The sequence below is a fragment of the Arthrobacter sp. IK3 genome (assembly GCF_051337705.1).
Classification (GTDB): domain Bacteria; phylum Actinomycetota; class Actinomycetes; order Actinomycetales; family Micrococcaceae; genus Arthrobacter_B; species Arthrobacter_B koreensis.
The window spans coordinates 63777-88655 of record NZ_JBPPSW010000006.1 but is presented as its reverse complement, the minus strand read 5'-3'; the positions used below and the strand labels follow the sequence as shown (position 1 = coordinate 88655).

General features: G+C 66.9%; 23 protein-coding genes. 18 read left to right on the top strand and 5 right to left on the bottom strand.

From position 1 onward, the window contains the following. Positions 1-6 precede the first annotated feature (6 nt). From ACSLGO_RS09565 to ACSLGO_RS09550, 4 genes are all read left to right on the top strand, one after another. Positions 7-858, top strand: coding sequence for a GNAT family N-acetyltransferase (locus ACSLGO_RS09565; RefSeq protein ID WP_277664464.1), 852 nt, complete (start codon positions 7-9; stop codon positions 856-858). Between the two features lie 77 nt (positions 859-935). Next, positions 936-1814, top strand: a complete 879-nt coding sequence (locus tag ACSLGO_RS09560; protein WP_436400991.1) for a hypothetical protein — start codon at positions 936-938, stop codon at positions 1812-1814. Positions 1815-1934: 120 nt separating this feature from the next. Then, the gene (locus ACSLGO_RS09555) at positions 1935-3734 is read left to right on the top strand and encodes a proline--tRNA ligase (RefSeq protein WP_263128703.1); all 1800 of its coding nucleotides are present in this window, start codon (positions 1935-1937) and stop codon (positions 3732-3734) included. 7 nt (positions 3735-3741) lie between these two features. Further along, entirely contained in the window at positions 3742-4539 is a 798-nt protein-coding gene (locus tag ACSLGO_RS09550; protein ID WP_091606221.1) for a sulfite exporter TauE/SafE family protein, read from the top strand. 10 nt (positions 4540-4549) lie between these two features. Here ACSLGO_RS09550 and ACSLGO_RS09545 read toward each other — a convergent pair whose 3' ends face one another. Beyond that, complete coding sequence (locus ACSLGO_RS09545) at positions 4550-5530, bottom strand: aminoglycoside phosphotransferase family protein (protein ID WP_436400990.1); 981 nt, start codon at positions 5528-5530, stop codon at positions 4550-4552. 116 nt (positions 5531-5646) lie between these two features. Further along, positions 5647-6690: a DUF4439 domain-containing protein gene (locus ACSLGO_RS09540; RefSeq protein WP_436400989.1), complete on the bottom strand. Its 1044-nt coding sequence runs from the start codon at positions 6688-6690 to the stop codon at positions 5647-5649. Positions 6691-6796: 106 nt separating this feature from the next. Here ACSLGO_RS09540 and rimP point away from each other — a divergent pair, with 106 nt between their 5' ends. The 5 genes from rimP (at position 6797) to rbfA (ending at position 12481) form a co-directional block, all read left to right on the top strand. Further along, positions 6797-7423, top strand: coding sequence for a ribosome maturation factor RimP (rimP, locus tag ACSLGO_RS09535; RefSeq protein WP_400504019.1), 627 nt, complete (start codon positions 6797-6799; stop codon positions 7421-7423). Continuing rightward, complete coding sequence (nusA, locus tag ACSLGO_RS09530; RefSeq protein WP_091606202.1) at positions 7424-8395, top strand: transcription termination factor NusA; 972 nt, start codon at positions 7424-7426, stop codon at positions 8393-8395. A gap of 22 nt (positions 8396-8417) precedes the next feature. Further along, positions 8418-8843 (top strand): YlxR family protein, encoded by a 426-nt coding sequence (locus ACSLGO_RS09525; protein WP_325786543.1) that lies wholly within the window; start codon positions 8418-8420, stop codon positions 8841-8843. A 132-nt stretch (positions 8844-8975) separates the two neighbouring features. Continuing rightward, entirely contained in the window at positions 8976-11834 is a 2859-nt protein-coding gene (infB, locus tag ACSLGO_RS09520) for a translation initiation factor IF-2 (RefSeq protein WP_152275229.1), read from the top strand. Between the two features lie 170 nt (positions 11835-12004). Continuing rightward, entirely contained in the window at positions 12005-12481 is a 477-nt protein-coding gene (gene rbfA, locus ACSLGO_RS09515) for a 30S ribosome-binding factor RbfA (protein ID WP_436400988.1), read from the top strand. A gap of 72 nt (positions 12482-12553) precedes the next feature. On the opposite strand, the gene ACSLGO_RS09510 is transcribed toward rbfA, so the two are convergent. After that, the gene (locus tag ACSLGO_RS09510) at positions 12554-13705 is read right to left on the bottom strand and encodes a pyridoxal phosphate-dependent aminotransferase (RefSeq protein ID WP_263128706.1); all 1152 of its coding nucleotides are present in this window, start codon (positions 13703-13705) and stop codon (positions 12554-12556) included. 110 nt (positions 13706-13815) lie between these two features. Between ACSLGO_RS09510 and truB the strand changes: the two genes are divergently transcribed. From truB to ACSLGO_RS09470, 8 genes are all read left to right on the top strand, one after another. Further along, a complete protein-coding gene (truB, locus tag ACSLGO_RS09505) occupies positions 13816-14730 on the top strand; it encodes a tRNA pseudouridine(55) synthase TruB (RefSeq protein WP_263128707.1) in 915 nt (304 codons plus the stop codon). After that, the gene (locus ACSLGO_RS09500; RefSeq protein ID WP_091606187.1) at positions 14731-15105 is read left to right on the top strand and encodes a hypothetical protein; all 375 of its coding nucleotides are present in this window, start codon (positions 14731-14733) and stop codon (positions 15103-15105) included. It abuts the gene before it with no gap. After that, positions 15102-15545: a hypothetical protein gene (locus ACSLGO_RS09495; RefSeq protein ID WP_277664461.1), complete on the top strand. Its 444-nt coding sequence runs from the start codon at positions 15102-15104 to the stop codon at positions 15543-15545. Before ACSLGO_RS09500 ends, ACSLGO_RS09495 begins: the two co-directional genes overlap by 4 nt. A gap of 94 nt (positions 15546-15639) precedes the next feature. Next, the gene (locus ACSLGO_RS09490) at positions 15640-16311 is read left to right on the top strand and encodes a DUF4345 domain-containing protein (RefSeq protein WP_436400987.1); all 672 of its coding nucleotides are present in this window, start codon (positions 15640-15642) and stop codon (positions 16309-16311) included. Between the two features lie 97 nt (positions 16312-16408). Beyond that, positions 16409-17398 carry a bifunctional riboflavin kinase/FAD synthetase gene (locus tag ACSLGO_RS09485; RefSeq protein ID WP_263128710.1) on the top strand — a complete coding sequence of 330 codons (990 nt, stop codon included), beginning with the start codon at positions 16409-16411 and terminating at the stop codon, positions 17396-17398. Between the two features lie 133 nt (positions 17399-17531). Further along, positions 17532-17801: a 30S ribosomal protein S15 gene (rpsO, locus tag ACSLGO_RS09480; RefSeq protein WP_055240444.1), complete on the top strand. Its 270-nt coding sequence runs from the start codon at positions 17532-17534 to the stop codon at positions 17799-17801. Positions 17802-18117: 316 nt separating this feature from the next. Then, positions 18118-20340, top strand: coding sequence for a polyribonucleotide nucleotidyltransferase (locus ACSLGO_RS09475; protein WP_091606175.1), 2223 nt, complete (start codon positions 18118-18120; stop codon positions 20338-20340). Continuing rightward, positions 20341-21735, top strand: coding sequence for a M16 family metallopeptidase (locus ACSLGO_RS09470; protein WP_263128711.1), 1395 nt, complete (start codon positions 20341-20343; stop codon positions 21733-21735). Positions 21736-21827: 92 nt separating this feature from the next. Here the strand turns inward: ACSLGO_RS09470 and ACSLGO_RS09465 are convergent, their stop codons facing one another. Both ACSLGO_RS09465 and moaA read right to left on the bottom strand, forming a co-directional pair. Beyond that, positions 21828-22088 (bottom strand): MoaD/ThiS family protein, encoded by a 261-nt coding sequence (locus tag ACSLGO_RS09465; protein WP_091606170.1) that lies wholly within the window; start codon positions 22086-22088, stop codon positions 21828-21830. Further along, positions 22089-23189: a GTP 3',8-cyclase MoaA gene (gene moaA / locus ACSLGO_RS09460; RefSeq protein WP_436400986.1), complete on the bottom strand. Its 1101-nt coding sequence runs from the start codon at positions 23187-23189 to the stop codon at positions 22089-22091. Positions 23190-23332: 143 nt separating this feature from the next. Here moaA and ACSLGO_RS09455 point away from each other — a divergent pair, with 143 nt between their 5' ends. Continuing rightward, the gene (locus ACSLGO_RS09455; protein ID WP_436400985.1) at positions 23333-24853 is read left to right on the top strand and encodes a molybdopterin-dependent oxidoreductase; all 1521 of its coding nucleotides are present in this window, start codon (positions 23333-23335) and stop codon (positions 24851-24853) included. Positions 24854-24879: the final 26 nt, after the last annotated feature.

The window sequence follows — 24879 nt, the reverse complement described above, 5'->3', positions numbered from 1 at the left end:
GAGAAGATGCGCAGCGGAAACATGACGGGAACGCTGCGCATCCTCGGTGCGGCTGACACCCCGGCACTCACCGAACTTGCCGCCGCAGACCCGGTGGCTAACACGTTCCTGCTTTCGCACCTTGAAACCACCCGTACCGCTGCTCCCACGGCGGCGGGCGGCCAGGTGCTGGGAGTGTTCGACGACGGAAGGCTCACCGCTGCGTGCTGGGCGGGGGTCAACGTTGTGCCCACCGGCGTCACTGCCGAAAACGGCCCGGAGATCGGTGCCTACCTGGCCCGTACCGGCCGTCGCTTTTCCTCGGTGTTCGGCCCGGCGGAGGCCGTGCTGTCCCTGTGGTCCGAGCTGCAGCACAACTCGCCGCGTCCCTTCGATGTGCGCAGCGACCAGCCGCTTCTGGAAATCGCCGGGCCGTCGCCGGTGACGCCGGCTCCCGGCCTGCGCCGGGCCCGCCCGGCTGACCTGGACCGGCTACTGCCCGCCTGCACGGCCATGTTCGAAGAAGAAGTCGGCTACTCGCCCGTTGCCGGCGGCAGCAGGCATTACCGCCAGCGGGTTCTCTCCCTGATCCAGAACGGCCACTCGCTGGTGGAGTTCGACGGCGCCGGACAGGTGATCTTCAAGGCTGAGCTGGGAACCGTCTCCAGCCGTGCTGTCCAGGTCCAGGGGGTCTGGATGAATCCGGCCTACCGCGGACGGGGCCTGAGCGCCGCGTACATGTCCGCCGTCGTCCGGTTCGCGCAGGAACTTGCGCCCGTCACCAGCCTGTACGTGAACTCCTACAACACCCCTGCGCGGGCGACCTACGAATCCGTGGGGTTCCGCCAGGTGGGTACCTTCGCGACCATCCTGTTCTAGCTGCCAGCGCCCAAAACCGCGGGTGCAGCGGCCTCAGCCTTACCTTCCGTCCCGGCGCGCCCTAGGCTGGGACGACCATGACCCGGGTCCGGTTCCTCTCCTGCCTGCTGGCCGCAGCCCTGCTGCTCCCAGCTTGCGCGGGCGTGCCCGGGGAAAGCTCCGGAGCGCCCTCGGTCACGGTGCCGGCGGATCCCGGAGCGGGTGCACCGGCGGCACCTGCGCCGTCCCCGGCGCCGTCAACGGGGCAGGAAACGGGGCCCGGCAGCACGCCCGGCACGGACGCTGCCCGGGGCGCGGCGCCGCCCGGGTTCGCATCGCCGGGCGGAAGTTCCGGCAGCCCAGCGGGCGCTGGGGATCCCGAATTCAGTTCGGCACGGCTCGAAGCCGCCGTTGCCGCAGCCAACCGCTCCCTGGCACTGGACGGCCAAGTCCTCAGCGAGGCAGCACTGCGTGCAGTGCTGCCGGATACTGAGGCCGCTGCAGGAACCGAGGTGACCTTCGAACCTGCTGCCTGCGCGGAAATCGCCGCCACCGCCTCGGTGTCCGCGGTGCAGGATGCCTCGCTGGCCGGTCTCGCCTACGGCACGGACGCAGGGGCCGCGAGCGTCCTCAACGTAGCGGCCTACGCCGACGAATCCATCCTCGACACCCTCGACTACATTGACGAGGCAGTCCTTTCCGACTGTGCGGAAGTCCGCATGGCCGGTGACGGCGCTACCGTGACGGTGACGAACACCCGCCTGGAGGTCACTACTGCAGCGGAGCACATCCTGGCGCTGGACACCGCAGCGAGTTCCGCTGCGGGAAACACGCGCCTCGTGGTGGTCAGCGCCAGGACCGGGAACGTGCGCCTCGTTGCGTCGCGGCCGGCGCCCCGGGACGCGCAGCGGTCCGCTGAAGAAGCGGGCCTGCTCATCGACGCGGTCCTGGCGGAACTGGGCCTGGCCTCCCGCTAGCCGGTGCCGCTAACGGCACCGGCCCTGCCGTGTCCGGCTCACCCGGCACCAGGGGCTAGATTAGTAGGGAGAAACTTCCCACTTTGGTGCAGCCTGAGGCTGCGGAAACGGATTCGACGCGTGGTCCTTCGACTTTCCACCCTTTTCCTGCGCACCCTGCGCGAAGACCCGGCAGACGCCGACGTCGCCAGCCACCGCCTGCTGGTACGTGCCGGCTACATTCGCCGCGCCGCTCCCGGCATCTATTCGTGGCTGCCCCTGGGCCTGCGCGTCCTGGGCAAGGTGGAGACCATTATCCGCGAGGAAATGGCTGAGATCGGCGCCCAGGAAGTCCACTTCCCGGCGCTGCTGCCGCGCGAACCCTACGAAGCATCCAACCGCTGGACGGAGTACGGGGACAACCTCTTCCGCCTCCAGGACCGCAAGGGCGCGGATTACCTGCTGGCTCCCACCCATGAGGAAATGTTCACCCTCCTGGTGAAGGACCTCTACAGCTCCTACAAGGACCTGCCGGTCTCCCTCTTCCAGATCCAGAACAAGTACCGCGACGAAGCCCGCCCGCGGGCCGGCCTGCTCCGCGGCCGCGAGTTCATCATGAAGGACTCCTATTCCTTCGATATCGACGACGAAGGCCTGGAAGCGAGCTACCAGGCGCACCGCGGCGCCTACCTGCGCATCTTCGAACGCCTGGGGCTCGACGTCGTTGTGGTCTCCGCGGTGTCCGGCGCCATGGGCGGGTCCAAGAGCGAGGAATTCCTGCACCCGACCCCGGTTGGCGAGGACACCTACGTCCGGTCGGCCGGCGGCTACGCGGCCAACGTTGAGGCAGTGACCACCGTTGCCCCCGAGGCCGTCGACTACGCCAACGCGCCCGCCGCGCAGGTGGTGGACACCCCGGACACACCCACCATCGACACCCTGGTGGCCGACGTCAACGCACGCTTCGCCAAGGACTCCGGTGAATGGACCGCCGCAGACACGCTCAAGAACGTTGTCCTGGCCGTGACGCTGCCCACCGGTGAGCGGCAGATCGTCGTCGTCGGTGTTCCCGGGGACCGCGCCGTGGACCTCAAGCGCATTGAAGCGAACATCGGCTCCCACCTTGAAATGTCCGGCGAGCTCGGCGTAGAAGCCGCCACGGATGAGGACCTCAAGAAGCACCCCGGGCTGGTCAAGGGCTACATCGGCCCGGGGCTGAACCGGGATGATGCTGTCCTGGGGACGGAGTCCTCCACCGGTCTGCTGTACCTGGTAGACCCCCGCGTGGTTGCCGGCACCGCCTGGATCACCGGAGCGAATGAGCCCGGCAAGCACGTTCTTGGCCTGGTTGCGGAGCGCGACTTCGGTTGGGACGGCGTCATCGAAGCCGTTGAAGTCCGCGAGGGTGACGAGGCTCCGGATGGATCCGGCCCGCTCGAAGCAGCCCGCGGAATCGAAATGGGCCACATCTTCCAGCTCGGCCGCAAGTACGCCGAAGCGCTGGGCCTGAAGGTCCTGGACAAGAACGGCAAGCTGGCCACCGTGACCATGGGCTCCTACGGTGTGGGCGTCACCCGCGCCGTCGCGGCCCTGGCCGAGTCCAACCGGGATGAGAAGGGCATCATCTGGCCACGCGCCGTCGCGCCCGCGGACGTCCACGTTGTTGCCACCGGCCGCGGTGACGAGATTTTCGAAGCCGCTGCCAAGCTCTCCGGGGACCTCGAAGCAGCAGGCCTCGAAGTTATTTATGACGACCGCCCCAAGGTTTCCCCCGGCGTGAAGTTCGGCGATGCCGAACTGATCGGCGTTCCCACCATCCTGGTGGTGGGCCGCGGTCTGGCGGACGGCGTCGTCGAAATCAAGGACCGCGCTACCGGCGAAGCCGAGAACGTGCCGGTTGCAGAGGCCGTGGAGTACGTACTCCGCGCCGCCCGCGGCTGAGCCGCAGGTGGTCTCGGGGCTTGAGGACATAACGCTCGCCACCATCGCCCTCGTGGTGGTGGCGGGCCTCGCCGCAGGCTGGATCGACGCCGTGGTGGGCGGAGGCGGCCTGCTCCAGCTGCCGGCGCTGCTCCTCGTGCCCGGAATCTCTCCCGTGCAGGCGCTGGCGACCAACAAGATGGGGTCTGTCTTCGGGACCACCACCAGTGCGCTCACCTACTATCGCCGCGCCCACCCGGACCTGAAAACGGCCCTGCCCATGGCCGGAGTGGCACTTGCAGGCAGCTTTGGCGGAGCGGTGCTGGCGGCTTCACTGCCGTCCTCGGTGTTCAAGCCGATCATCGTGGTGGCGCTGGTCGTCGTCGCCGTCTTCACTGCCACGAAACCCACCGTGGGGGAACTGACCAAGCTCCGGCACTCCGGGAACCGGCACTATGCCACAGCCGGTGCGATCGGTGCCGTCATCGGGTTCTATGACGGCCTGATTGGCCCGGGCACGGGCTCCTTCCTCATCATCGCCATGGTGACCCTGCTGGGCTATAACTTCCTGGCCGCCAGCGCCAAGGCGAAGATCGTGAACATGGCAACCAACATCGGCGCGCTGGCTTTCTTCCTTCCGCACGGCTCGCTGCTGTGGGGCCTGGGGCTGGTCCTCGGCCTGGCCAACATGACCGGCGGCTACATCGGGGCACGCATGGCGGTCACAAAGGGAAGCAGGTTCATTCGCATCGTGTTCCTGGTGGTGGTTGGCGCGCTGATCATCAAACTCGGCACCGACGTCTGGATGGAAAACTTCCAGGGCTAACCGCGCGCCCCTAGGCGGCCGGCAGCTCATGTACCGGCGGAAGCCCGGGATGGGTCTTTCCTGCCACTGCCGCGGCGACCCACACCGAACGCTGCGCATCGGCGGGCATTCCGTCGCGGAGGTACTCCAGCGCGTTGGCTACTTCCCGCAGGATGCTCCACTCCGCTGCGGCTTCGGCGTCCAGACCGCCAGCCTCGCAGAGACCGTGCAGCCGCTGCACCAGGGAACGCTCCGGAGCACCCGGAGCGAGGTCTCCGAGCCGGTTCCACAGCATGGGGGCCACCGCGTACTCGGCCTCCCCGCACACAGCCTGCGGATCTATGGCGGCCCAGCCGCCACCGGGCCGGGCCAGCACGTTGTCGAAATGCAGGTCCGCGTGCACCAGGACGTCACGGCTGCTCCGCCGGCCCACCACGCCGCGGGTCTGGCAGACAGCCAGTGCCTCCTCCAGCAGCCAGCGCTCAAAGGGCCGGCCCAGCGCTTCCCATTCGGCAGGAAGCTCATCGGAGAGCTGCTCCGCCCGTTCGGCGGCTGAGGGTATGGCGGCCCATTCCGGTTCTCCGGATTCGGGGATGCCCAGCTCACGGACCAGACCTCCCCAAGCCTGAACCGCCTCGGCGACGGGAACCTGCATCAGGCTCCTCTCCGGGTCCAGCCGTTCAAGCAGCAGGGCGGAGCCTGCAGGGTTCCGGTCCAGCAGGCGGACGGCGCCGCGGCCGGACCAGAGCTGCAGCGCCGGCGTTTCGGATTCAGCCTCCGGATGGGGGAACGGCAGTTTCAGCACTGCCGGGGAGCCGCCGGCGGTGCGGACCGGCAGCACCAGTGCTCCGTGGCCGTGCCAGGTTTCCACGACGGATTCATCCGGTCTCAGCCCGAAGGCATCCATTGCCTCGTCCGCGAGGCGCGGAAGGCTGTCGACCCAGCTTCGGCCTTCACGCGAGCGCAGGTAGCGCCTGCGCAGGGCTTCGGGAACTACGACGGCGGATGCCATAGGGGGGTGCCTCCTGCTGGCTTGGGGCCGTGGCGGGCTGATGCTGCGGGCGTGGCGGCCTGCTCCTGCCACCCACCAAGCCTAGGGGCCGGATCCCGGCCATGCCAGTGAAGTGCCTAGGCGGCAGCCCAGGGCAGGTGCGCCGGTTCGGCATCCAGGCCAGGAGCGGGCGGGACTTCTCCGGTGGAGTACACCAGGCGGGATGCTTCCACCAGGCGGTCGATGGCCCAGGAACGCACGGCGCCGTCGCTGCTTCCGGCCAGGTCCGCGTAGACGCCGGGGATGGTTGCTTCCAGTTCCTGGAGGCTGGTGACGGGATCGGCGAGGAACGCCGGATCCAGTGACCAGGCGGGCAGGGGAGTGACTTCCGGCAGGCACAGGTCCGGCAGCAGCCGGACTCCTTCCTCGCCTGCTTCCAGATGGGCGCTCCGGCGCTGGGCCGGCGGCTGCCCCAGGACCGTGAACCCGCTCCCGGCCTGGGCCTGGGCCACTTCGTAGCCGTACGCGGCTCCGTATTCGGCGTCTATGGCTGCTTGCAGGGATTCCGCGGCGCCGGGCCTGTCCTGCAGGACGGTCCGGTCCCCGCCGGAGCATCTCGGCTGGTCCTCGAGCACGGGAGTCCAGCCGGAATCCGGCAGCTGGCCCAGGGGATCCCCCAGCGCCTGTGCCGTCCGTTCGGCCAGCAGGAGCTGCCCGGTTCCGGCGGCGGCCAGCAGGCGCGCGGTTCCGTAGTCAGCCCGGCCGGCCGCGGCCAGGTTCTTCCTGGCGGATTCAAGCAGCGCCCGGGGATAGGGCTGGACCTGTGCTGCGGCCGGCCGGGCTGCAGCTGCGCCGCCGGGGCTAGTCAGCAGCAGCGACTGCTGGTTCAGGGTCTCGGCAGCGGCCCGCAGCTCGGCTGCAGGTTCGGCATCCAGGGAGCCGGCAAGGGACTCGGCCTGGACAGCCAGCACTCGGGACGTGGCGAACGCCTCATTCAGCGCCTGTTCGGAAAAGGACCGGGGCCGTTCCGGTTCGGCCCCGGCTCCAGCCGTCAGGCCCAGCGAGGCGACCACGCAGGCCAGAAGCCCCAAAGCGAGAGTGCGGCGGAAGAAGCCGGCGGCCGCGGCGGCCCTGGAAGGGCGTGCGGCGGGCCGCTGCAGGACGTTCGGGGGCTTCTCCACAACACTCGATCATGCCACGAACGGGCCCCCACCTGCAGCGGTGACCCGGAGGCCTGGGAAAAGTCGGTAGTCTAGGAGCTACAACAACATCTAGTGGGAGGCAGTAATGGCGGGTCGCCCCAGCCCTAAAAAAGACACGTCGTCTAACTACCGCAAGGACGCCCAGCGTGCCGAGGTAGCTGCGGAGACGCAGCGGCTCAAGGACTACCTGGCTCCCACAGTTGCCGGTGAGAACCTCTTCCTTGAAGACATCGAGATCAAGATTGCCGGTGCCCACCGGACCGTCCACGTAGTCGTGGATCTTCCGGAGACCGAAAGCGGCGGCGTGAGCCTGGACCGGATCGCGGATGTTTCCCGCGTCCTTTCGGACGCCATGGACGCAGATCCCCAGGATGACGGCCGCCCCTACAGCCTCGAAGTATCCTCCCCGGGCGTCTCCCGGCCGTTGACCGAACGGCGGCATTGGCGGCGCAACACCGGCCGGATGGTATCGGTGACCCCGGTGCGCGGCGACGCCCTGACCGGCCGGCTCCTGGAGGTGGACGATTCGGGCATCACGCTGATCCCCGAGATCGCGGTCAAGAAGGGGATGAAGCCCAAGCAGGGCGAGAAGATGCACCTTGCTTTCGACCAGATAGCCAAGGGACGGGTCGAGGTTGAATTCGCCCACCTTGAGGACGAACCGGCTGGCGAGGACGCCGACGGAATTAACAGCACAGCCGAGGAGGCCTAAATGGATATTGATATGAGTGCGCTGAGGCTGCTGGAAGCGGAACGCGAGATTCCGCTGGACAAGCTGATCCCCACGATTGAGCAGGCGCTGCTTGTCGCCTACCACAAGACCACGGGCTCGCAGGAAAAGGCCCGCGCAGAGCTGGACCGCAAGAGCGGACACGTGACCATCTGGGCGACGGAGCTCGACGACGACGGCGAGGCTGTTGGCGAGTTCGACGACACCCCGGCAGGATTTGGCCGCATCGCAGCCAGCACTGCCCGGCAGATCATCCTGCAGCGCCTGCGCGACGTAGAGGATGACAACATCCTGGGCGAGTTCAAGGGCCGTGAAGGCGAACTCGTGTCCGGGCAGATCCAGCAGGGCAACAACCCGAACATGATCCAGGTGAACCTGGGCTCGATCGAGGCGCTGCTGCCTCCCACCGAGCAGGTGCCGGGGGAGAAGTACCTGCACGGCACCCGGGTCCGGGCCTTCGTCGTCGACGTCCGCCGCGGCTTCAAGGGCCCGTCCATCACCCTGTCCCGCTCCCACCCCGGACTGGTTCGCAAGCTCTTCGAACTGGAAGTACCGGAGATCGCAGACGGCTCCGTGGAGATTGTTGCCCTGGCGCGTGAGGCCGGCCACCGGACCAAGATTGCCGTAAAGGCGAACGTCCCGGGCATCAACGCCAAGGGCGCCTGCATTGGCGAAATGGGATCACGGGTGCGTGCGGTGATGACTGAACTGCATGACGAGAAGATCGACATTGTGGACTTCAGCGAAGACCCGGCAACCTTCATCGCCAACGCGCTCTCTCCGTCTCGGGTAAACTCGGTCACCATCACCGACGCGGATACGCGCTCGGCACGCGTGGTGGTCCCGGATTACCAGCTCTCACTGGCTATCGGCAAGGAAGGGCAGAACGCCCGCCTCGCAGCGAAGCTCACGGGCTGGCGGATCGACATCGTTTCCGACGCGAAGTCCGCCTAGCATCCCCGCCCGGCGGGCAGGGATGAAGGCAAGAGAAGAGAAACGCGGTAGAATGTATATGGCCGGGTCACCGTCCGCCTTCCAGCAACCGCAGGAGCCCGTAGAATCGGTGCGGCCTGCGGCAGGATCGGCGCATGTTCCACAGCGGACATGCATTGGCTGCAGGAAGAAGGATGACCAGGCCGTGCTGATGCGGCTGGCGCTGGAATCAGATAACGGCAGCAATGCCGTCCTGGTAGATGAGAGCCGCCGCATGTCTGGCCGGGGCGCCTGGTTGCACCCCGACACAGCATGCCTCGCAACAGCTGTGAAACGCCGTGCTTTCGGCCGTGCCTTCCGGGCACAGGCCGATCCCGCGGCAGTTCAGCAGTGGTTCGAAGCTCAAGAGGCGGGTCCCACCCGGAACCCCCTCGAAACCGTCCAACCTGAAAGCGGGTCAGAAATCTGATGGAAACCCGATGAGTACCCAGCGATGAGTACTTTGTTGTGCTCTGTGATGGGCCCTGCTGCACCCGCAGCGGAAGCCCGCAGCAAATAGACGGTTCGTGCCTGGCTCGGTGCGGACCGAGACAGGAGAAATGTGGCCAAGGTCCGCGTACACGAGCTCGCCAAAGAGCTCGGCATTACCTCGAAGGACGCAGTCGCAAAACTGCAGGAACTGGGCGAATTCGTCCGGTCGGCGTCTTCAACCATTGAAGCGCCCGTAGTCAAGAAGCTCCGCGGGGCATTCCCTGACGCAGCGTCCAAGCCGGCGGCAAAGCCGGAAACTTCCGCTCCCCGCCCGGCTGCCCCGGCACCGGCAGCTCCCGCTGCGAAGCCTGCAGCAGAAGCTCCGGCCCCGGCTGCAGAGAAGCCCGCTGCTCCCGCACCGGCTGCCCCGTCCGCCCCCGCGGCGCCTGCTCCGGCGCCGAAGGCTGAGAGCAAGCCCGCGGCCCCGGCACCCGCCCCGGCTCCCAAGACCGAGGAAAAGCCCGCGGCCCCGGCCGCACCGGCTGAGTCCTCGTCAGCACCGCGTCCGGGTGCTCCCCGGCCCGGAGCTTCCGGACCGCGCCCCGGCAACAACCCGTTTGCAACGTCCCAGGGCATGCCGCGTCCCCGCGGCCGCGGCGAAGGCAGCGGCCAGGGCGGTCCCCGTCCGGGCAACAACCCGTTTGCAACGTCCCAGGGCATGCCCCGTCCGGGCCAGCGCCGTGACGAGTCCGAGCGCACCGGAACTCCCGGCGCAGCAGGTCCCCGTCCGGCAGCCGGCGCAGGCGGCCCCCGCCCCGGCGCACCCCGCCCGGGTGCACCGCGTCCCGGCGCTCCCCGTCCGGGTGCACCGCGTCCCGGCGGCGCCGGCGGAAACCGTCCCACCCCGGGCATGATGCCCAACCGCACTGAGCGGCCCGCAGCCCCGGCACGTCCGGGCGCAGGCGGACCCCGCCGCGGTCCCGGCGGTGCGCCGGGAACCGGTGGCGGTCCCGTTGGCGGCGGCTTCGGCAAGGGCGGCCGCGGACGCGGCGGCACTGCCGGTGCTTTCGGCAAGGGCGGCGCAGGACGCGGCAAGCAGCGCAAGTCGAAGCGGGCAAAGCGGCAGGAACTGGAGCAGATGTCAGCTCCGTCGCTCGGCGGTGTTTCGGTACCCCGCGGCGACGGCAACACTGTTGTCCGGCTCCGCCGCGGCGCGTCCATCACGGACTTCGCTGACAAGATTGAGGCAAACCCGGCAGCTCTGGTTACCGTGCTGTTCCACCTCGGTGAAATGGCAACGGCCACCCAGTCACTGGACGAAGAGACGTTCGGCGTACTTGGTGAAGAACTGGGCTACAAGATCCAGGTTGTCTCGCCCGAAGACGAAGAGCGCGAGCTGCTTTCCAGCTTCGACATCGACTTTGAGGCCGAGCTGGAAGCCGAAGGCGACGACGAACTCGAGGCACGTCCTCCGGTAGTCACCGTCATGGGCCACGTTGACCACGGTAAGACCCGCCTGCTGGACGCCATCCGCAACACGAAGGTTGTTGAAGGCGAAGCCGGCGGCATTACCCAGCACATCGGTGCCTACCAGATTGCCTTCGAACACGAAGGCACCGAGCGGGCCATCACCTTCATCGATACCCCGGGCCACGAGGCGTTCACCGCCATGCGTGCCCGTGGTGCGAAGGTCACCGACATTGCTGTCCTGGTTGTCGCAGCGGACGACGGCGTTATGCCGCAGACCGTTGAAGCGCTCAACCACGCACAGGCAGCAAACGTGCCGATCGTGGTTGCCGTGAACAAGATCGACAAGGAAGGTGCCAACCCGGACAAGGTCCGCGGGCAGCTGACTGAGTACGGTCTGGTTCCGGAAGAATACGGTGGCGACACCATGTTCGTTGAGGTTTCGGCACGCCAGAACCTGAACATCGACGCGCTGCTGGAGGCCGTGCTGCTGACCGCAGACGCAGCCCTGGACATGCGTGCCAACCCGGACAAGGACGCTCGAGGCATCGCCATCGAAGCGAACCTGGATAAGGGCCGCGGCGCCGTCGCAACCGTCCTGGTCCAGTCCGGTACGCTGCGCGTCGGCGACACGATCGTTGCGGGCACTGCCCACGGCCGCGTTCGTGCCATGTTCGACGAGAACGGCGACGCCGTAACCGAAGCCGGACCGTCGCGTCCGGTCCAGGTCCTCGGCCTGTCCAACGTCCCGCGCGCCGGTGACACCTTCTTCGTGACCGATGACGAGCGCACCGCCCGCCAGATCGCCGAGAAGCGTGAAGCCGCAGACCGCAACGCCGCACTGGCGAAGCGCCGCAAGCGCATCAGCCTCGAGGACTTCGACCAGGCTGTCGCTGACGGCAAGGTCGATACCCTTAACCTCATCCTCAAGGGTGACGTTTCCGGTGCCGTGGAAGCCCTGGAAGACTCGCTGCTCAAGATCGACGTCGGAGACGGCGTGCAGCTGCGCGTTATCCACCGCGGCGTTGGTGCCATCACGCAGAACGACGTCAACCTGGCGACCGTGGACAACGCGATCATCATCGGCTTCAACGTCAAGCCTGCCGAGCGCGTGGCTGACCTGGCCGAGCGCGAAGGCGTGGACATGCGCTTCTACTCCGTCATCTACGCAGCAATCGATGACATTGAGCTGGCCCTCAAGGGCATGCTCAAGCCGGAGTACGAGGAAGTGCAGCTCGGTACCGCCGAGGTCCGCGAAGTCTTCCGCTCCTCCAAGTTCGGCAACATTGCCGGCTCGATCGTCCGCTCCGGAGTCATCCGGCGCAACGCCAAGGCGCGGGTCACCCGCGACGGCAAGATCATTGGCGAGAACCTCACCGTCGATTCGCTCAAGCGTTTCAAGGACGACGCCACCGAAGTCCGCACGGACTTCGAGTGTGGTATCGGTCTGGGGTCGTTCAACGACGTCAAGGAAGGCGACATCATCGAGACCTTCGAGATGCGCGAGAAGCCGCGGGTCTAGCACCCCGGCCAGGGGCCGCCGTCCGCGGCGGCCCCTGCCTGCGGGCCTGCCCGGCCCGCTCCGCCCCGGCCAGCGCGGCAGCAAGCGCTGGCCTGAGGCATTTCAGCGCTTGGCGGCGGCCCCTGGCGGCCGCCGACCGAGCGACCCAGATCTTTAGCTAAGGAGAGGTAATGGCAGATCCAGCACGCGCTGCGAAACTCGCTGACCGCATCAAGGTGGTAGTTGCTCAGGCGCTCGAGCGGCGGATCAAGGATCCCCGGCTGGGATTCGTGACCATCACCGATGCCCGCGTCACCAACGACCTGCAGCATGCCACTGTCTACTACACCGTTTTCGGTGACGAGGCACAGCAGGCAGACACGAAGGCCGCCCTGGATTCCGCCCGCGGGATGCTGCGTTCAGAAGTGGGCAAGAACATCACCGTCCGGCTGACTCCAACCCTGGAATTCGTTGCCGACGAGATTCCGGTGAATGCCAGCCACCTGGAAGAACTGATCCGGGAAGCCAAGAAGCGTGACGAGGAACTCGCTGCGCTGAAGCAGGGTGCCGCCTACGCCGGCGACGCCGATCCCTACCGCAGGGATGACGACGACGACGAAGAGGACCTGCAGGACACACCGGCGGAGGACTCGGACGCCCGCAGCTAAGGTTCCCCAGGCGCTCAACCACAAAAGGAGCGGCACCCCGTCTTGGGGTGCCGCTCTTTTTGCTTGCCGGTTTTAGCCCACGCCCGGCGCGGGGAGCCGCGACACCCCGGACACCAGCTCGGCGCGTCCGCCGCAGAGTGCTATCCGGATCCAGCCCTCACCGATGGACCCGAACGCGGTACCCGGCGCAACCGCCACGCCTTCCTCCGACAGGAAGCGACCGGCCCAGTTCCTGATATTGCCGCCGGAAGCGTGTGAAAGGTCCGCCCAGAGGTAGAACGCGCCCTGCGCAGCCAGATAGGGAATTCCCTTGGAATCCAGGATGGCCGACGCCGCATCCCGGTTCCCGCGGTAATGCGCTGCGGCCTCCTGTACGTAGTCCTGCGGGCCGGTCAGCGCAGCCAGCGCAGCGTACTGGGAGGGGGAAGCGACGCAGGAGACGATCGACTCCATGACCGTGCTCAGCTGTGCCTCCAGACCCGCGGGCGTTACGAGGGCGCCCACCCGCAGTCCGGTCAGCCCGTATGTCTTTGACAGGGTGTACGAGGCGATGACCCGTTCCCCGCCGCCGTCGAAAGCCAGCGGGGAAACGTGCGGAACGTCGTAGGTGAACGCTTCGTAGCACTCGTCGGAGAGGATCCAAAGGTTCCGGCGCCGGGCCAGGGCCACCAGGTCCCGGGTCAGCTCCGGGCTGAAGACGGCCCCGAGCGGATTGGACGGTGAATTCACCAGCAGCACCCGGGTACGGGGCGTGATCCTCGCCTCAATGTCTTCGATCCGCGGCTGGAACCCGTTCTCCGGATGCAGGGGATACTCGACCGGTTCCGCGTGCAGCAGCCGCGCCGTCATGGCGAAGGTAGGGTAACCGGGATTGGGGATGAGGATTTCGTCCCCGGCATCCAGCAGCATGCTCATGGCCAGGTGCAGTCCCTGCTGGGCGCCGGATGTCACGAACACACGGGACGGGTCAACCGGGGTGCCCGTCTGGGCCGCGACCCGCTCCGCGAACGCGGTGCGAAGCGGCGAGATGCCCGCGTTCGGGGTGTATCCGGTCTCGTCACGGGCCAGCGTGTCCTGTGCAGCCTGCAGCACATGCTCCGGCGTCGGGAACCCCGGTTCACCGATGCTGAGCACTACCGCATTGGGGGTGGCCCAGGCTGCCTGTGTTATTTCACGGATCTGGTTCGGGTCTACGGAACGCACATGGGCGGCGAGCTGGGACATAACCGCATGCTACAGCCGGGTTCACGCGCCGTCCCGGAGGCCGGGCCGGAGCAGGGAACGGAACCGGGCAGCGGAGTTTGGGCCCCGGCACCGCGCATATACTGAAAGGCGTGAATTCCGGGCAGGTCCGTTCAGGACTGATTATTGTGGACAAACCGCAGGGATGGACCAGCCACGATGTGGTGGGCCGCCTGCGCAGGCTCGCCGGGACCAGGAAGGTCGGCCATGCCGGAACCCTTGATCCCATGGCAACGGGTGTGCTGGTGGTGGGCATCAATAAGGCCACCCGCCTGCTGACCTACATTGTGGGCACATCCAAGACGTACGAAGCCACTATCCGGCTGGGCCAGTCCACGGTTACCGACGACGCCGAGGGCGAGATTACGGCCGAAACCATAGCCGCGGCGGTAACGGACGAAGACATCCGCAGCGCCGTGAAGGCCCTCACCGGGGACATCCAGCAGGTTCCCAGCAGCGTCAGCGCCATCAAGGTGGGCGGAGAACGCTCGTACGCCCGGGTGCGCGCCGGCGGAGAGGTGAACCTCCCAGCCCGGCCCGTGACGGTCTCCCGCTTCGAGGTCCACGACATCCGCCGCGAGCACGGAGGCAAGCTGCGCGACGTCGACGTGACGGTGGAATGCTCCTCCGGAACGTACATCCGTGCGCTGGCACGGGATCTTGGCGCCGCCCTCGGAGTTGGGGGCCACCTCACCGCCCTGCGCCGAACCTCCGTGGGGCCGTACTTCGAAGGCCAGGCTTCAACCCTGGACCAGCTCGCCGAAGACCTCCGGCTCCTGGACCTCAACGATGCGGCCCGCGCCCTCTTCCCGGTGCGTGAGCTGACCGAAGGCGAAGCCGCCGACCTCTCCCACGGCCGCCGCATCCCGGCCTCCGGGACGCCGGCAGGGGAGGATGCACCAGTTGCAGCCTTCGCCCCGGACGGAGAACTGATCGGCCTGCTCGCGGACAAGGGAGACACTGCAAAGGCACTTCTCGTCTTTGCTCCCGGAAACGAAAGGTCCTAAGTGGTCATCGACCCCCTGTTCATTGTCGGCACGATCGTCTGCCTGGTCTCCACCGTGCTGTGCATCGGTGCGGCAGTGCTGCGCCACGGTCCGAACGATCTCACGATCCTCTCCGTCGCCGCCGTCGAGCTGTTCCTGATTATTTACGCCGTCGCCGCCGTCATCCGGCAGACCGGAGGTGAAACCCTCAACGGTCCGGCCTGGGAGTTCTGGGGTTACCTCTTTACCGCCGCGGTGATTCCGATCGGCGCCGTCTGGTGGTCGCTCATGGACCGGTCCAGGTGGAGCAACCTGGTCCTGGGCGCCGTTGGCATCACCGTGTTCGTTATGTTGTTCCGAATGGAACAGATTTGGGATGGAGTGCCGCTGGCATGAAAAAACTGATCAAGCCGCGTCCTGAGGCGGCATCCGCCGGATCGACCTCCCGCAACGCGGGCCCGGGACGGCTCATCGTGGCCGTCTACGGTGTCTTCGCGCTGGCTGCCACGGCCCGCGCCGCCTTCCAGATTGCCACCAAGTTCGATGAAGCGCCGGTGGCGTACCTGCTCTCCGCGTTCGCCGCCGTCGTCTACATCGTGGCCACCATTTCGCTGGCCCGGGCCGGAGAGACCTCCTACAGGATCTCCGTGGTGGCCGTGAGCGTCGAAATGCTCGGCGTCCTTTTCGTCGGATTCTTTGGGCTGCTGGACCCGGCCGCGCTGCCTGATGACACCGTGTGGTCCGGCTTCGGCATGGGCTACGGGTTCGTGCCGCTGATCCTTCCGATCATCGGCCTCTGGTGGCTGTACCGGCACCGGGGCAGCAAACGCGCCTAGCCGCAGCGGGGTTTTTGTGCGCTGCCGGGCGTGAGACGATGTGGAAAACCGTGCAGTAACGGGCGCGGTGCCAAACCCAGCAGAGGGCAGGACCATGAGCATTCCAACATCCGGGCCGGAAGAGAACACCCGAGGCGCCGCAGGAACCCCGCGTCCGCCGGCCAGGCAGTCTTTCCCAGTCCAGGCCGCCGGTGCGGGCCCCGAAGCGGAGAACCATCCGGAGGACGGTTCCACCGGCCGGAAGGGCAGGCTCCGCGTCCGCGAGGGGAACGCCGAACCCAAGAAGGAGAAGCCCGGCGCTTCCTGGAAGAGCACCGATGACTGGGGCGTTTTCCGGGCCGTGGTAATCGCTGTTGGCGTGGTCATCGCGGCGATTGGCGGCTACTACCTGATCACCGGCACAGCGGGCGTGGCCGAGACCGGCGGGGGACAGGTCAATGCCTCACTGGAGAGCCAGTTCCGTTTCTTCTCCGCCATGATGGTGGGCGTCGGAGCAGCGTTCGTCGCCATCGCCATCAAGTTCCAATGGGCCAACATGCTGTGGCTGGTCTGCCTCATGGTGTTCCTGGGCGGGATCGGCCGGGTGCTGTCCTGGGCGTTCTCCGGCACTCCGCACTTCACCCTGATTATCCTGATGGTCGTTGAACTCGCGTTCCCGCCGGCGCTTCTGGTCTGGCACCGGTTCATCCTCAAGACCAGTGAGCTGCGGCGCGAAATCCACCATGGAGCCGGCACCGCCGGCACCGGCAGCGGAGCGGGTGCGTAACCGGCACCGCTTATCCGCCATAATGGATGAAGCCTTCCGGCGGCAAAGCTGCGGCCGGAAGGATTCATGGATGACTGTCCGCTGGTAAGGAGCACGGGTGTATTACTGGAATGACCTTGCGGAGGTGCCGTCCGACCTTGGTCCGACAGTAGTGACAATCGGGAACTTCGACGGCGTTCACCTTGGCCACCAGCACGTGCTGTCTAAGCTGGTCAAAACTGCGCGTGACCGCGGCGCATCCGCCGTCGCGCTCTCCTTCGATCCGCACCCCGCAGCCGTGCACCGGCCGGAAAGCGCGCCGGTCCTGATCATGGGCCCGGCAGACCGCACCGAGGCGCTGGCTGAAACCGGACTCGACGGCCTGCTGATGGTGCACTACGACCTGGACCTCGCTTCCCTCAGTGCCGAGGAGTTCGTCCGTACGTTCCTCGCCGAGGGACTGCACGCCGTGGCAGTTGTGCTGGGCCATGATGCCCGGTTCGGACGGGGAAACACCGGCGACCTGGACACCATGCGCGAGCTCGGAGCCGAAATGGGATTCGACGTCATCGCGGTGGATGACCTCGATGCCCTTCCCGACGGCCCGGGAGACACGCCCGGACGCCGCTGCTCCTCCACCTGGATCCGTGAAGCCCTGGCATCCGGTGACGTCCGCACGGCAGCCCGCCTGCTGGGCCGCACCCACCGCATGCGCGGCACCGTAGTGCATGGAGCTGCCCGCGGACGGGAACTCGGTTTCCCCACCGCCAACCTCGCTCCCGAGTCCACCGGACTCATCCCGGCGGACGGCATCTACGCCGGCTGGCTGGTCGACTCGGCCGGTACCCGCTGGCCCGCCGCCATTTCCGTCGGATCGAACCCCACCTTCGACGGCGTCAGCCGCCAGGTGGAAGCACACGTCATCGACCGCCCGAAGGAGGCCGTGGAGGACTTCGACCTCTACGGGCAGGTCGTCGGCGTCGAATTCGTGGACCGGCTTCGGGGGATGGTTGCCTACACCGGACCGGAAGCGCTTATCGAGCAGATGCGCCTCGACGTCGCGCGGACCCGGGAAGTCCTTTCGACAGAAGGCACTGCGGACAGGTAAACTGGACCAAAATTCGGCTGCGGTCCGTGGCGGCTGAATTTCTTTGTGTCCGCGGCGTTTGCGCCGGACGGGCACAGGGTTCCCGGCAGCGAAGTGCTGATTCGGGCCTCACGGCACAACTGTAGGAGTTACATTGGCACTCGATCCCGCCGTCAAGCAGGCGATCATCAAGGAATTCGCACTCACCGAAGGTGACACCGGATCCCCTGAGGTTCAGGTTGCTGTCCTGTCCCGTCGTATTTCCGACCTGACGGAGCACCTGAAGACCCACAAGCACGACCACCACACCCGCCGCGGCCTGATGGCCCTGGTTGGTCGCCGTCGCCGCATGCTGGGTTACCTGCGCGAGACCGACATCACGCGTTACCGTGCGCTCATCGAGCGTCTCGGCCTGCGCCGCTAGTTCTGCTTGAAGGGCGGTTCCTGCGCACCTGCGCAGGGCCGCCCTTTAGCGCAGGGTACACAGACGGCAGACATGGACACCGGCAAGCTCCGGAAGCGCACCTGTCCGCTGAGGTACCGCAGCAGTAAAGAAAAACACATACAGGAGTCAGCCAGCATCGCAGCATTCGCGGTCCTCGGTAGTGGTCTCCGGGAGAAAAGCCCGTGGACCTCGATCGAAGACCGGGTGTTGGGCACCTTTCCCGCCAGCCCGGCGGGAAGGACCCATGGGACGATGCTGGGTTGCCTCCGAATCAACAGAACGGAGGTGACTCTCTATGGAGGGTCCCGAAATCCAGTACTCAGAAGCAGTAATTGACAACGGCCGCTTCGGCAAGCGCGTTATCCGCTTTGAAACCGGACGCCTGGCCGCCCAGGCCGCAGGCTCCGCGATGGTCTACATCGACGAAGACACCGCCCTGCTCTCGGCCACGTCCGCCGGCAAGTCCCCGCGTGAAGGCTTCGACTTCTTCCCGCTGACCGTGGACGTCGAGGAGCGCATGTACGCTGCCGGCCGCATCCCGGGCTCGTTCTTCCGCCGCGAAGGCCGTCCGTCCACCGAAGCCATCCTGGCCTGCCGCCTGATGGACCGCCCGCTGCGCCCCGCATTCGTAAAGGGCCTGCGCAACGAGGTCCAGGTTGTGGTCACCGTTATGGCGATCAACCCGGACGTGCTCTACGACGTGGTTGCCATCAACGCATCCTCCATGTCTACGCAGCTTTCCGGACTGCCGTTCTCCGGCCCGATTGGCGGCGTCCGTGTTGCCCTGGTCGAAGGCCAGTGGGTTGCCTTCCCGAAGCACTCCGAGCTGGAGCGCGCTGTGTTCTCCATGGTGGTTGCCGGACGCATCGCCGGTGACGACGTCGCCATCATGATGGTCGAGGCCGAAGCCACGGACAACGCCTGGAACCTCATCAAGGAAGAGGGCGCCACCGCCCCGACCGAAGAGGTTGTCGCTGAAGGCCTCGAGGCTGCCAAGCCGTTCATCAAGGCACTCTGCGACGCGCAGTCGGACCTGGCTGCACGCGCCGCCAAGCCGACCGTCGAATTCCCGCTCTTCCTGGACTACCAGGACGACGTCTACGAAGCCGTTGAGGCCGCTGCAGCCGCCAAGCTGGCAGAGGTCTTCGCGATCGCTGACAAGCAGGAGCGCGACGCCGCTTCCGACGCCCTCAAGGACGAAGTCAAGGCCGAACTGGCCGAGCGCTTCGAAGGCCGCGAAAACGAGGTTTCCGCAGCTTTCCGTTCCGTCACCAAGCAGGTTGTGCGCCAGCGCATCCTCAAGGAGCAGGTCCGCATCGACGGCCGCGGCCTGACGGACATCCGCCAGCTGACCGCCGAGGTAGAGGTTCTGCCCCGCGTGCACGGTTCGGCGATCTTCGAGCGCGGCGAAACCCAGATCCTGGGCGTCACCACGCTGAACATGCTGAAGATGGAACAGCAGATCGACTCGCTGTCCCCGGTAACGCGCAAGCGCTACATGCACAACTACAACTTCCCGCCGTACTCCACCGGTGAGACCGGCCGTGTGGGTTCGCCCAAGCGGCGCGAAATCGGCCACGGTGCCCTGGCAGAGCGTGCGCTTATGCCGGTTCTGCCGTCGCGTGAAGAGTTCCCGTACGCCATCCGCCAGGTCTCCGAGGCACTGTCCTCCAACGGCTCCACCTCCATGGGCTCGGTCTGCGCTTCCACGCTGTCCATGCTCAACGCCGGTGTGCCGCTGAAGGCTCCGGTTGCCGGCATCGCCATGGGCCTGGTCTCCGACCAGGTTGACGGCGAGACCCGCTACGCCGCCCTGACCGACATCCTCGGCGCCGAAGATGCCTTCGGCGACATGGACTTCAAGGTGGCCGGTACTTCCGAGTTCGTCACTGCCATCCAGCTGGATACCAAGCTCGACGGCATTCCCGCCTCGGTCCTGGCCGCAGCCCTGAAGCAGGCCCGCGAAGCACGCCTGCACATCCTCGGTGTCATGGACGCCGCGATCGACACCCCGGACGAGCTCTCCGAGTTCGCGCCGCGGATCATCTCGGTGAAGATCCCCGTGGATAAGATCGGCGAGGTCATTGGCCCGAAGGGCAAGATGATCAACCAGATCCAGGAAGACACCGGCGCTGACATCTCCATCGAAGATGACGGCACGGTCCTGATCGGCGCCACGGACGGCACGTCCGCCGAGGCTGCCCGGGCCGCGATCAACGCGATCGCCAACCCGATGGTTCCTGAACTGGGCGAGCGTTACCTGGGCACCGTCGTGAAGACCACCACCTTTGGTGCCTTCATCTCCCTGACTCCGGGCAAGGACGGCCTGCTGCACATCTCCGAGCTGCGCAAGCTCTCGGGCGGCAAGCGCGTGGACAACGTTGATGACGTCGTTTCCGTGGGCCAGAAGATCCAGGTTGAAATCACCAAGATTGACGACCGCGGCAAGCTGTCGCTCTCGCCGGTTGTTGCTGATGACGACGCCGAGGGCGAAGCTGCTGCCGAGACAGCAGAGTAGATGCCTGAAAACACTGCAGACAGCCGTTCCGGCGCGGGATTCTCCCGCACCGGGACGGTTGTCCCATTTCCCCTGACATCCCGTGCGGGCGATCCGGTGCTTGAGATCGGTGACCCGGCCGGCGCCGTCGTGCGTCGTTCCGTCCTGCCCGGCGGCGTGCGCGTCCTGACCGAGTCGATGCCCGGCCAGCGAAGCGCCACGATCGGTTTCTGGGTGGGCGTTGGCAGCCGTGACGAGGCTGAGGGCCGCCACGGTTCGACGCATTTCCTGGAGCACCTGCTGTTCAAGGGCACGTCCCGGCGCAGCGCCATGGACATCGCCTCCGCATTCGACGAAGTGGGAGGGGAATCCAACGCCGCGACGGCTAAGGAGACCACCTGCTACTACGCACGTGTCCTGGACACTGACCTGCCGATGGCCATTGACGTCATCGCGGATATGGTGACGTCAGCCGTGCTGGACGCGGAGGAGCTGGAGCAGGAACGCGACGTCATCCTCGAGGAAATCGCGATGGATGCCGACGATCCGGCTGACCTGTGCCACGAGAAGTTCGCCGAGGCAGTCCTGGGCGACCACCCGCTGGGCCGTCCCATTGGCGGCACTCCGGAGGCGATCAAGGCCGTTCCCCGTGAAGCCGTGCTGGAGCATTACCACCGGCACTACCGCCCTGAGACCCTCGTGGTCACCGCAGCCGGCGGACTGGAACACGAGATTGTTGTTTCGCTGGTGCTTGATGCGCTCAAGCGTGCCGGCTGGGAACTGGACGAGGCCGCCGAACCGGCACCGCGCAGGGACACCACACCGGCGCAGATCACCGGCAGCGGCGGGGTGCACGTCATCAACCGTCCGGTGGAACAGGCCAACATCGTGGTGGGCTGCCCCTCACTGACCGCGAAGGACAGCCGCCGGTTCGCCATGAGCGTGCTGAACACCATCCTGGGCGGAGGCATGTCCTCCCGGCTGTTCCAGGAGATCCGGGAAAAGCGGGGACTGGTCTACTCGACCTACTCCTTCTCAGCGTCCTACACCGACGCCGGGTACTTCGGCATGTACGCGGGCTGCTCCCCGGCGAAGACCCGTCAGGTCATCGACCTGCTGCAGTCCGAGCTTGAGCGCCTGGCCGCGGACGGCGTCGCACCGGAGGAACTGGCCAGGGCCCTGGGGCAGATCTCCGGGGGACTGGTGCTGGGCATGGAGGATACCGGTTCCCGGATGTCCCGCCTGGGCAGCGCCGAGCTGGTCCGCGGCGAATACGTGGACATCGAAGAGTCGCTGGCCCGGATCCGTGCAGTTACTGCCGAACAGGTCCAGGAGCTGGCCGCGGAACTGGCAGCAGCCCCGCGCACCATCACCGTGGTGGGTCCCTTCAGCTCTCCGGCGGACCTCGGTTTCTAGCCTGCGTTTCTTTCATCGAGAGGCCAGTTACGGCTCGTTTCAGCCCTGAAACAAGCCGTAACTGGCCTCTCGTTTGTGATTGGGGGGAGGGGCTAGCCGCCGGCGAAGGGCGGAAGGATGTCTACGGTGTCTTCGGGGGCCAGCAGCCGGGAATGGTCCCGCGCAGCGACCTCGTTGACCAGGAACGTGCTCCGTCCAATCACGGTCTGCAGGACCGGGGTTCCCTCCGGGGCGTCCGGATGCAGCGCGGCCAGCTTTTCCAGCAGTTCCCCGAGCTGGAGGGGACCGGCGTCGAGGGTTTCTTCTTCAATGCCTGCCGCTGCCTTCGCAGCGCCGAAATAGCGGATCAGCACTTAGCCACCTATCGCACTCATGGTTCTGTCGGGCTGCACATAGTCGGGTGCGCCGAGTCCGGCATGGTCCATGCCGTGGGCTTTGGGTTTGCCCCACATCGCCTCCTGCCAGCGGCGGGCGACGGCGGCGTCGTCTCCGGTGCTGCGCAGCAGGTCCAGGAGGTCGGTCTCTTCGTGGGAGAACAGGCAGCTGCGCACCTTGCCCTCCGCGGTGATGCGGGTGCGGCGGCAGTCGGCGCAGAACGGCTCGGTGACGGAGGCAATAATGCCTACGACGCCGGCAACCTCCTCCGGCGCGGACCGGCGCCGCACCTGCCAGCGTTCGGCCGGAGCGCCGTCGCGGTTCCGGGGATCAGGGGTCAGGATGAAATCTTCTTCCAGCCGGGCGCGGATCTCAGCGGCGGTGATCATGCCGTCCCGGGTCCACCCATGGTCAGCGTCCAGGGGCATCTGCTCGATGAAACGCAGTTCGAATCCGTGCTCAACGGCCCAGGCCAGCAGCCCGGGTGCTTCGGCGTCGTTGATGCCGCGCATCAGCACTGCATTGATTTTGATCAGGCCGAGCCCTACCCGGGCTGCCTCTGCCACTCCGGCGAGAACCCGGTCAAGAAAGGGCCGGCGGGTGAGCTGCGCAAAGGTGCCCGGATGCAGCGAATCCAGGGAGACATTGATCCGGCTCAATCCCGCTGCCTTCAGTGCCGCGGCCTTCTTGTCCAGGCCCAGGCCGTTTGTGGTCAGCGACACCGGGAGGTCTGGATGGTTCGCGCGGATGCCGGCCACGATGTCCACCAGGTCAGCGCGGACCAGTGGCTCGCCGCCGGTCAGGCGCAGTTCGCGCACGCCGAGCGAGTCGACGCCGATTCCCACGAGCCGGATGATCTCCCCGGCGGTGAGGACCTTGTCCTTGGGCAGCCAGTCCAGGCCGGAGGCCGGCATGCAGTAGGTGCAGCGCAGGTTGCATTTGTCGGTGAGGGAAAGGCGCATGTCCGTGGCACGGCGGCCGAAGCGGTCCACCAGGCCGTCCAACCGCGCCGGGGCACCGGATGCCCCCACGGCAGACGGCGGCCGTGCGATCGAGGGCATGCCCAGCTCAATTCCCATCCCCCGAGTGTAGGCCGTTTCACACGCCGTCTCTAGGAAGGCCTGGCAGGGCAGGGCAGCAACCCCCGCCCGGTCCTGCCATAATCGAGGAAACGCCGGTGCCCGCCGGCGCGGCGAGCCGCCTGCGGCAAAGGAGCTTAGATATGCCAGGAACCCGCTGGTTCTCCGCTGCGGCGGGAGCAGTGGCGGCCGGAATCGCGGCCGCGGCAGGCGAACTTGCCGCAGCCGCGCTCAGCCCCTCCCTCTCACCGGTCACTGCCGTGGGATCGGTAGTGGTGGATGCCGTTCCAGCCCCGGTCAAGGACTGGGCCATCGCCGTCTTCGGCACCTCGGACAAGACCGCGCTGCTGGCTGGCATGCTGCTCCTCATCCTGGGTCTGGGAGCACTCTGCGGCCTGCTGGAGTCCCAGCGGCCGCCGTGGGGATCCGTGCTCCTGGCCGGCTTCGGGATCCTTGGTGCCGCCGCAGTTCTCACACGCGCCCAGTTCAGCCCGCTCGCGCTGCTTCCTCCGCTTGTCGCCGGCCTTGCCGGCGTCCTGGTACTCCGCGGACTCACGGCGCGGATCCGCCGCTACGGGCAGTCCACCGAGACGGGAGCCCGACGACGGGACGTCCTGATCGCGGTTGGCGGGGGAGCCGCCGTGGCTGCGGTGGGCGGCGGCCTGGCCGCGGCAGCGCGCAGCTCGCAGGTGGCTGTGGATGACCTGCGCGCGAACCTGCAGCTTCCGACACCCGTGCAGCCTGCGGCGGCCGTTCCTGCGGGTGCGGAATTGGGTGTTCCGGGCGCCGAACCGCTGATCACTCCCAACCGGGACTTCTACCGCATCGATACCGCGTTGAGGGTGCCCCTGATTAACCCGGACAGCTGGCGGCTGCGCGTTACCGGGATGGTGGACCGGGAAGTCGAGATCTCCTACGCGGACCTGCTGGCCAAACCGCTGCAGGAGAGCTGGGTGACCCTTGCCTGCGTCTCCAACGAGGTGGGCGGATCGCTGATCGGCAACGCCAGATGGCTTGGCTGGCCGGTGCGGATCCTCCTCGCGGAAGCGGGCGTGCAGCCTGGGGCGGACATGGTGCTGTCGCGAAGCGAGGACGGCTGGACAGCCACCACGCCGCTCGAAGCGCTTACGGATCCGCGTGACTCACTGCTCGCTGTGGCCATGAACGGGGAGCCGCTGCCTCCCGAACACGGTTTTCCAGTGCGCCTCGTGGTTCCCGGACTGTACGGCTACGTATCGGCAACCAAGTGGGTGACGGAATTGACGGTTTCCCGCTTCGCGGACGAAACCTCGTACTGGACCGACCGAGGCTGGTCCGAACGCGGGCCCGTCAAGCTCTCCTCACGCATTGATACGCCCGCCAGGGGAGCGAAGGTCGCCGCTGGGAAAACCACGGTGGCGGGGGTGGCCTGGGCACAGCACACGGGCATCAGCGGCGTGGAGATCCGGGTGGACGACGGCGCCTGGCAGGACACGCGGCTGGCTGCCGGAATCTCGGCGGACACCTGGCGTCAGTTCGCCGCCGACGTCGACCTCCCGGAGGGCGAGCACACCCTCACGGTGCGGGCGATCGATGCCAAGGGCAACGTGCAGGACGAAGCGCAGCGTCCGGTGGTCCCGGACGGCGCAACCGGGCTGCACTCCATCCGCGTCACCGCGGGCTGAGCCGTGCCGGTCCGCTAGGGTCGGAG

What these genes read in the sequence shown, in the direction of transcription:
- ACSLGO_RS09510 (WP_263128706.1), bottom strand. Translation starts at nt 13,705, where the DNA reads ATGTCCCAGCTCGCCGCCCATGTGCGTTCCGTAGACCCGAACCAGATC.
- ACSLGO_RS09560 (WP_436400991.1), top strand. Translation starts at nt 936, where the DNA reads ATGACCCGGGTCCGGTTCCTCTCCTGCCTGCTGGCCGCAGCCCTGCTG.
- ACSLGO_RS09475 (WP_091606175.1), top strand. Translation starts at nt 18,118, where the DNA reads ATGGAGGGTCCCGAAATCCAGTACTCAGAAGCAGTAATTGACAACGGC.
- rbfA (WP_436400988.1), top strand. Translation starts at nt 12,005, where the DNA reads ATGGCAGATCCAGCACGCGCTGCGAAACTCGCTGACCGCATCAAGGTG.
- nusA (WP_091606202.1), top strand. Translation starts at nt 7,424, where the DNA reads ATGGATATTGATATGAGTGCGCTGAGGCTGCTGGAAGCGGAACGCGAG.
- ACSLGO_RS09565 (WP_277664464.1), top strand. Translation starts at nt 7, where the DNA reads ATGCGCAGCGGAAACATGACGGGAACGCTGCGCATCCTCGGTGCGGCT.
- rimP (WP_400504019.1), top strand. Translation starts at nt 6,797, where the DNA reads ATGGCGGGTCGCCCCAGCCCTAAAAAAGACACGTCGTCTAACTACCGC.
- ACSLGO_RS09490 (WP_436400987.1), top strand. Translation starts at nt 15,640, where the DNA reads ATGAGCATTCCAACATCCGGGCCGGAAGAGAACACCCGAGGCGCCGCA.
- ACSLGO_RS09545 (WP_436400990.1), bottom strand. Translation starts at nt 5,530, where the DNA reads ATGGCATCCGCCGTCGTAGTTCCCGAAGCCCTGCGCAGGCGCTACCTG.
- ACSLGO_RS09495 (WP_277664461.1), top strand. Translation starts at nt 15,102, where the DNA reads ATGAAAAAACTGATCAAGCCGCGTCCTGAGGCGGCATCCGCCGGATCG.
- ACSLGO_RS09525 (WP_325786543.1), top strand. Translation starts at nt 8,418, where the DNA reads ATGAAGGCAAGAGAAGAGAAACGCGGTAGAATGTATATGGCCGGGTCA.
- moaA (WP_436400986.1), bottom strand. Translation starts at nt 23,189, where the DNA reads ATGGGAATTGAGCTGGGCATGCCCTCGATCGCACGGCCGCCGTCTGCC.
- ACSLGO_RS09470 (WP_263128711.1), top strand. Translation starts at nt 20,341, where the DNA reads ATGCCTGAAAACACTGCAGACAGCCGTTCCGGCGCGGGATTCTCCCGC.
- ACSLGO_RS09455 (WP_436400985.1), top strand. Translation starts at nt 23,333, where the DNA reads ATGCCAGGAACCCGCTGGTTCTCCGCTGCGGCGGGAGCAGTGGCGGCC.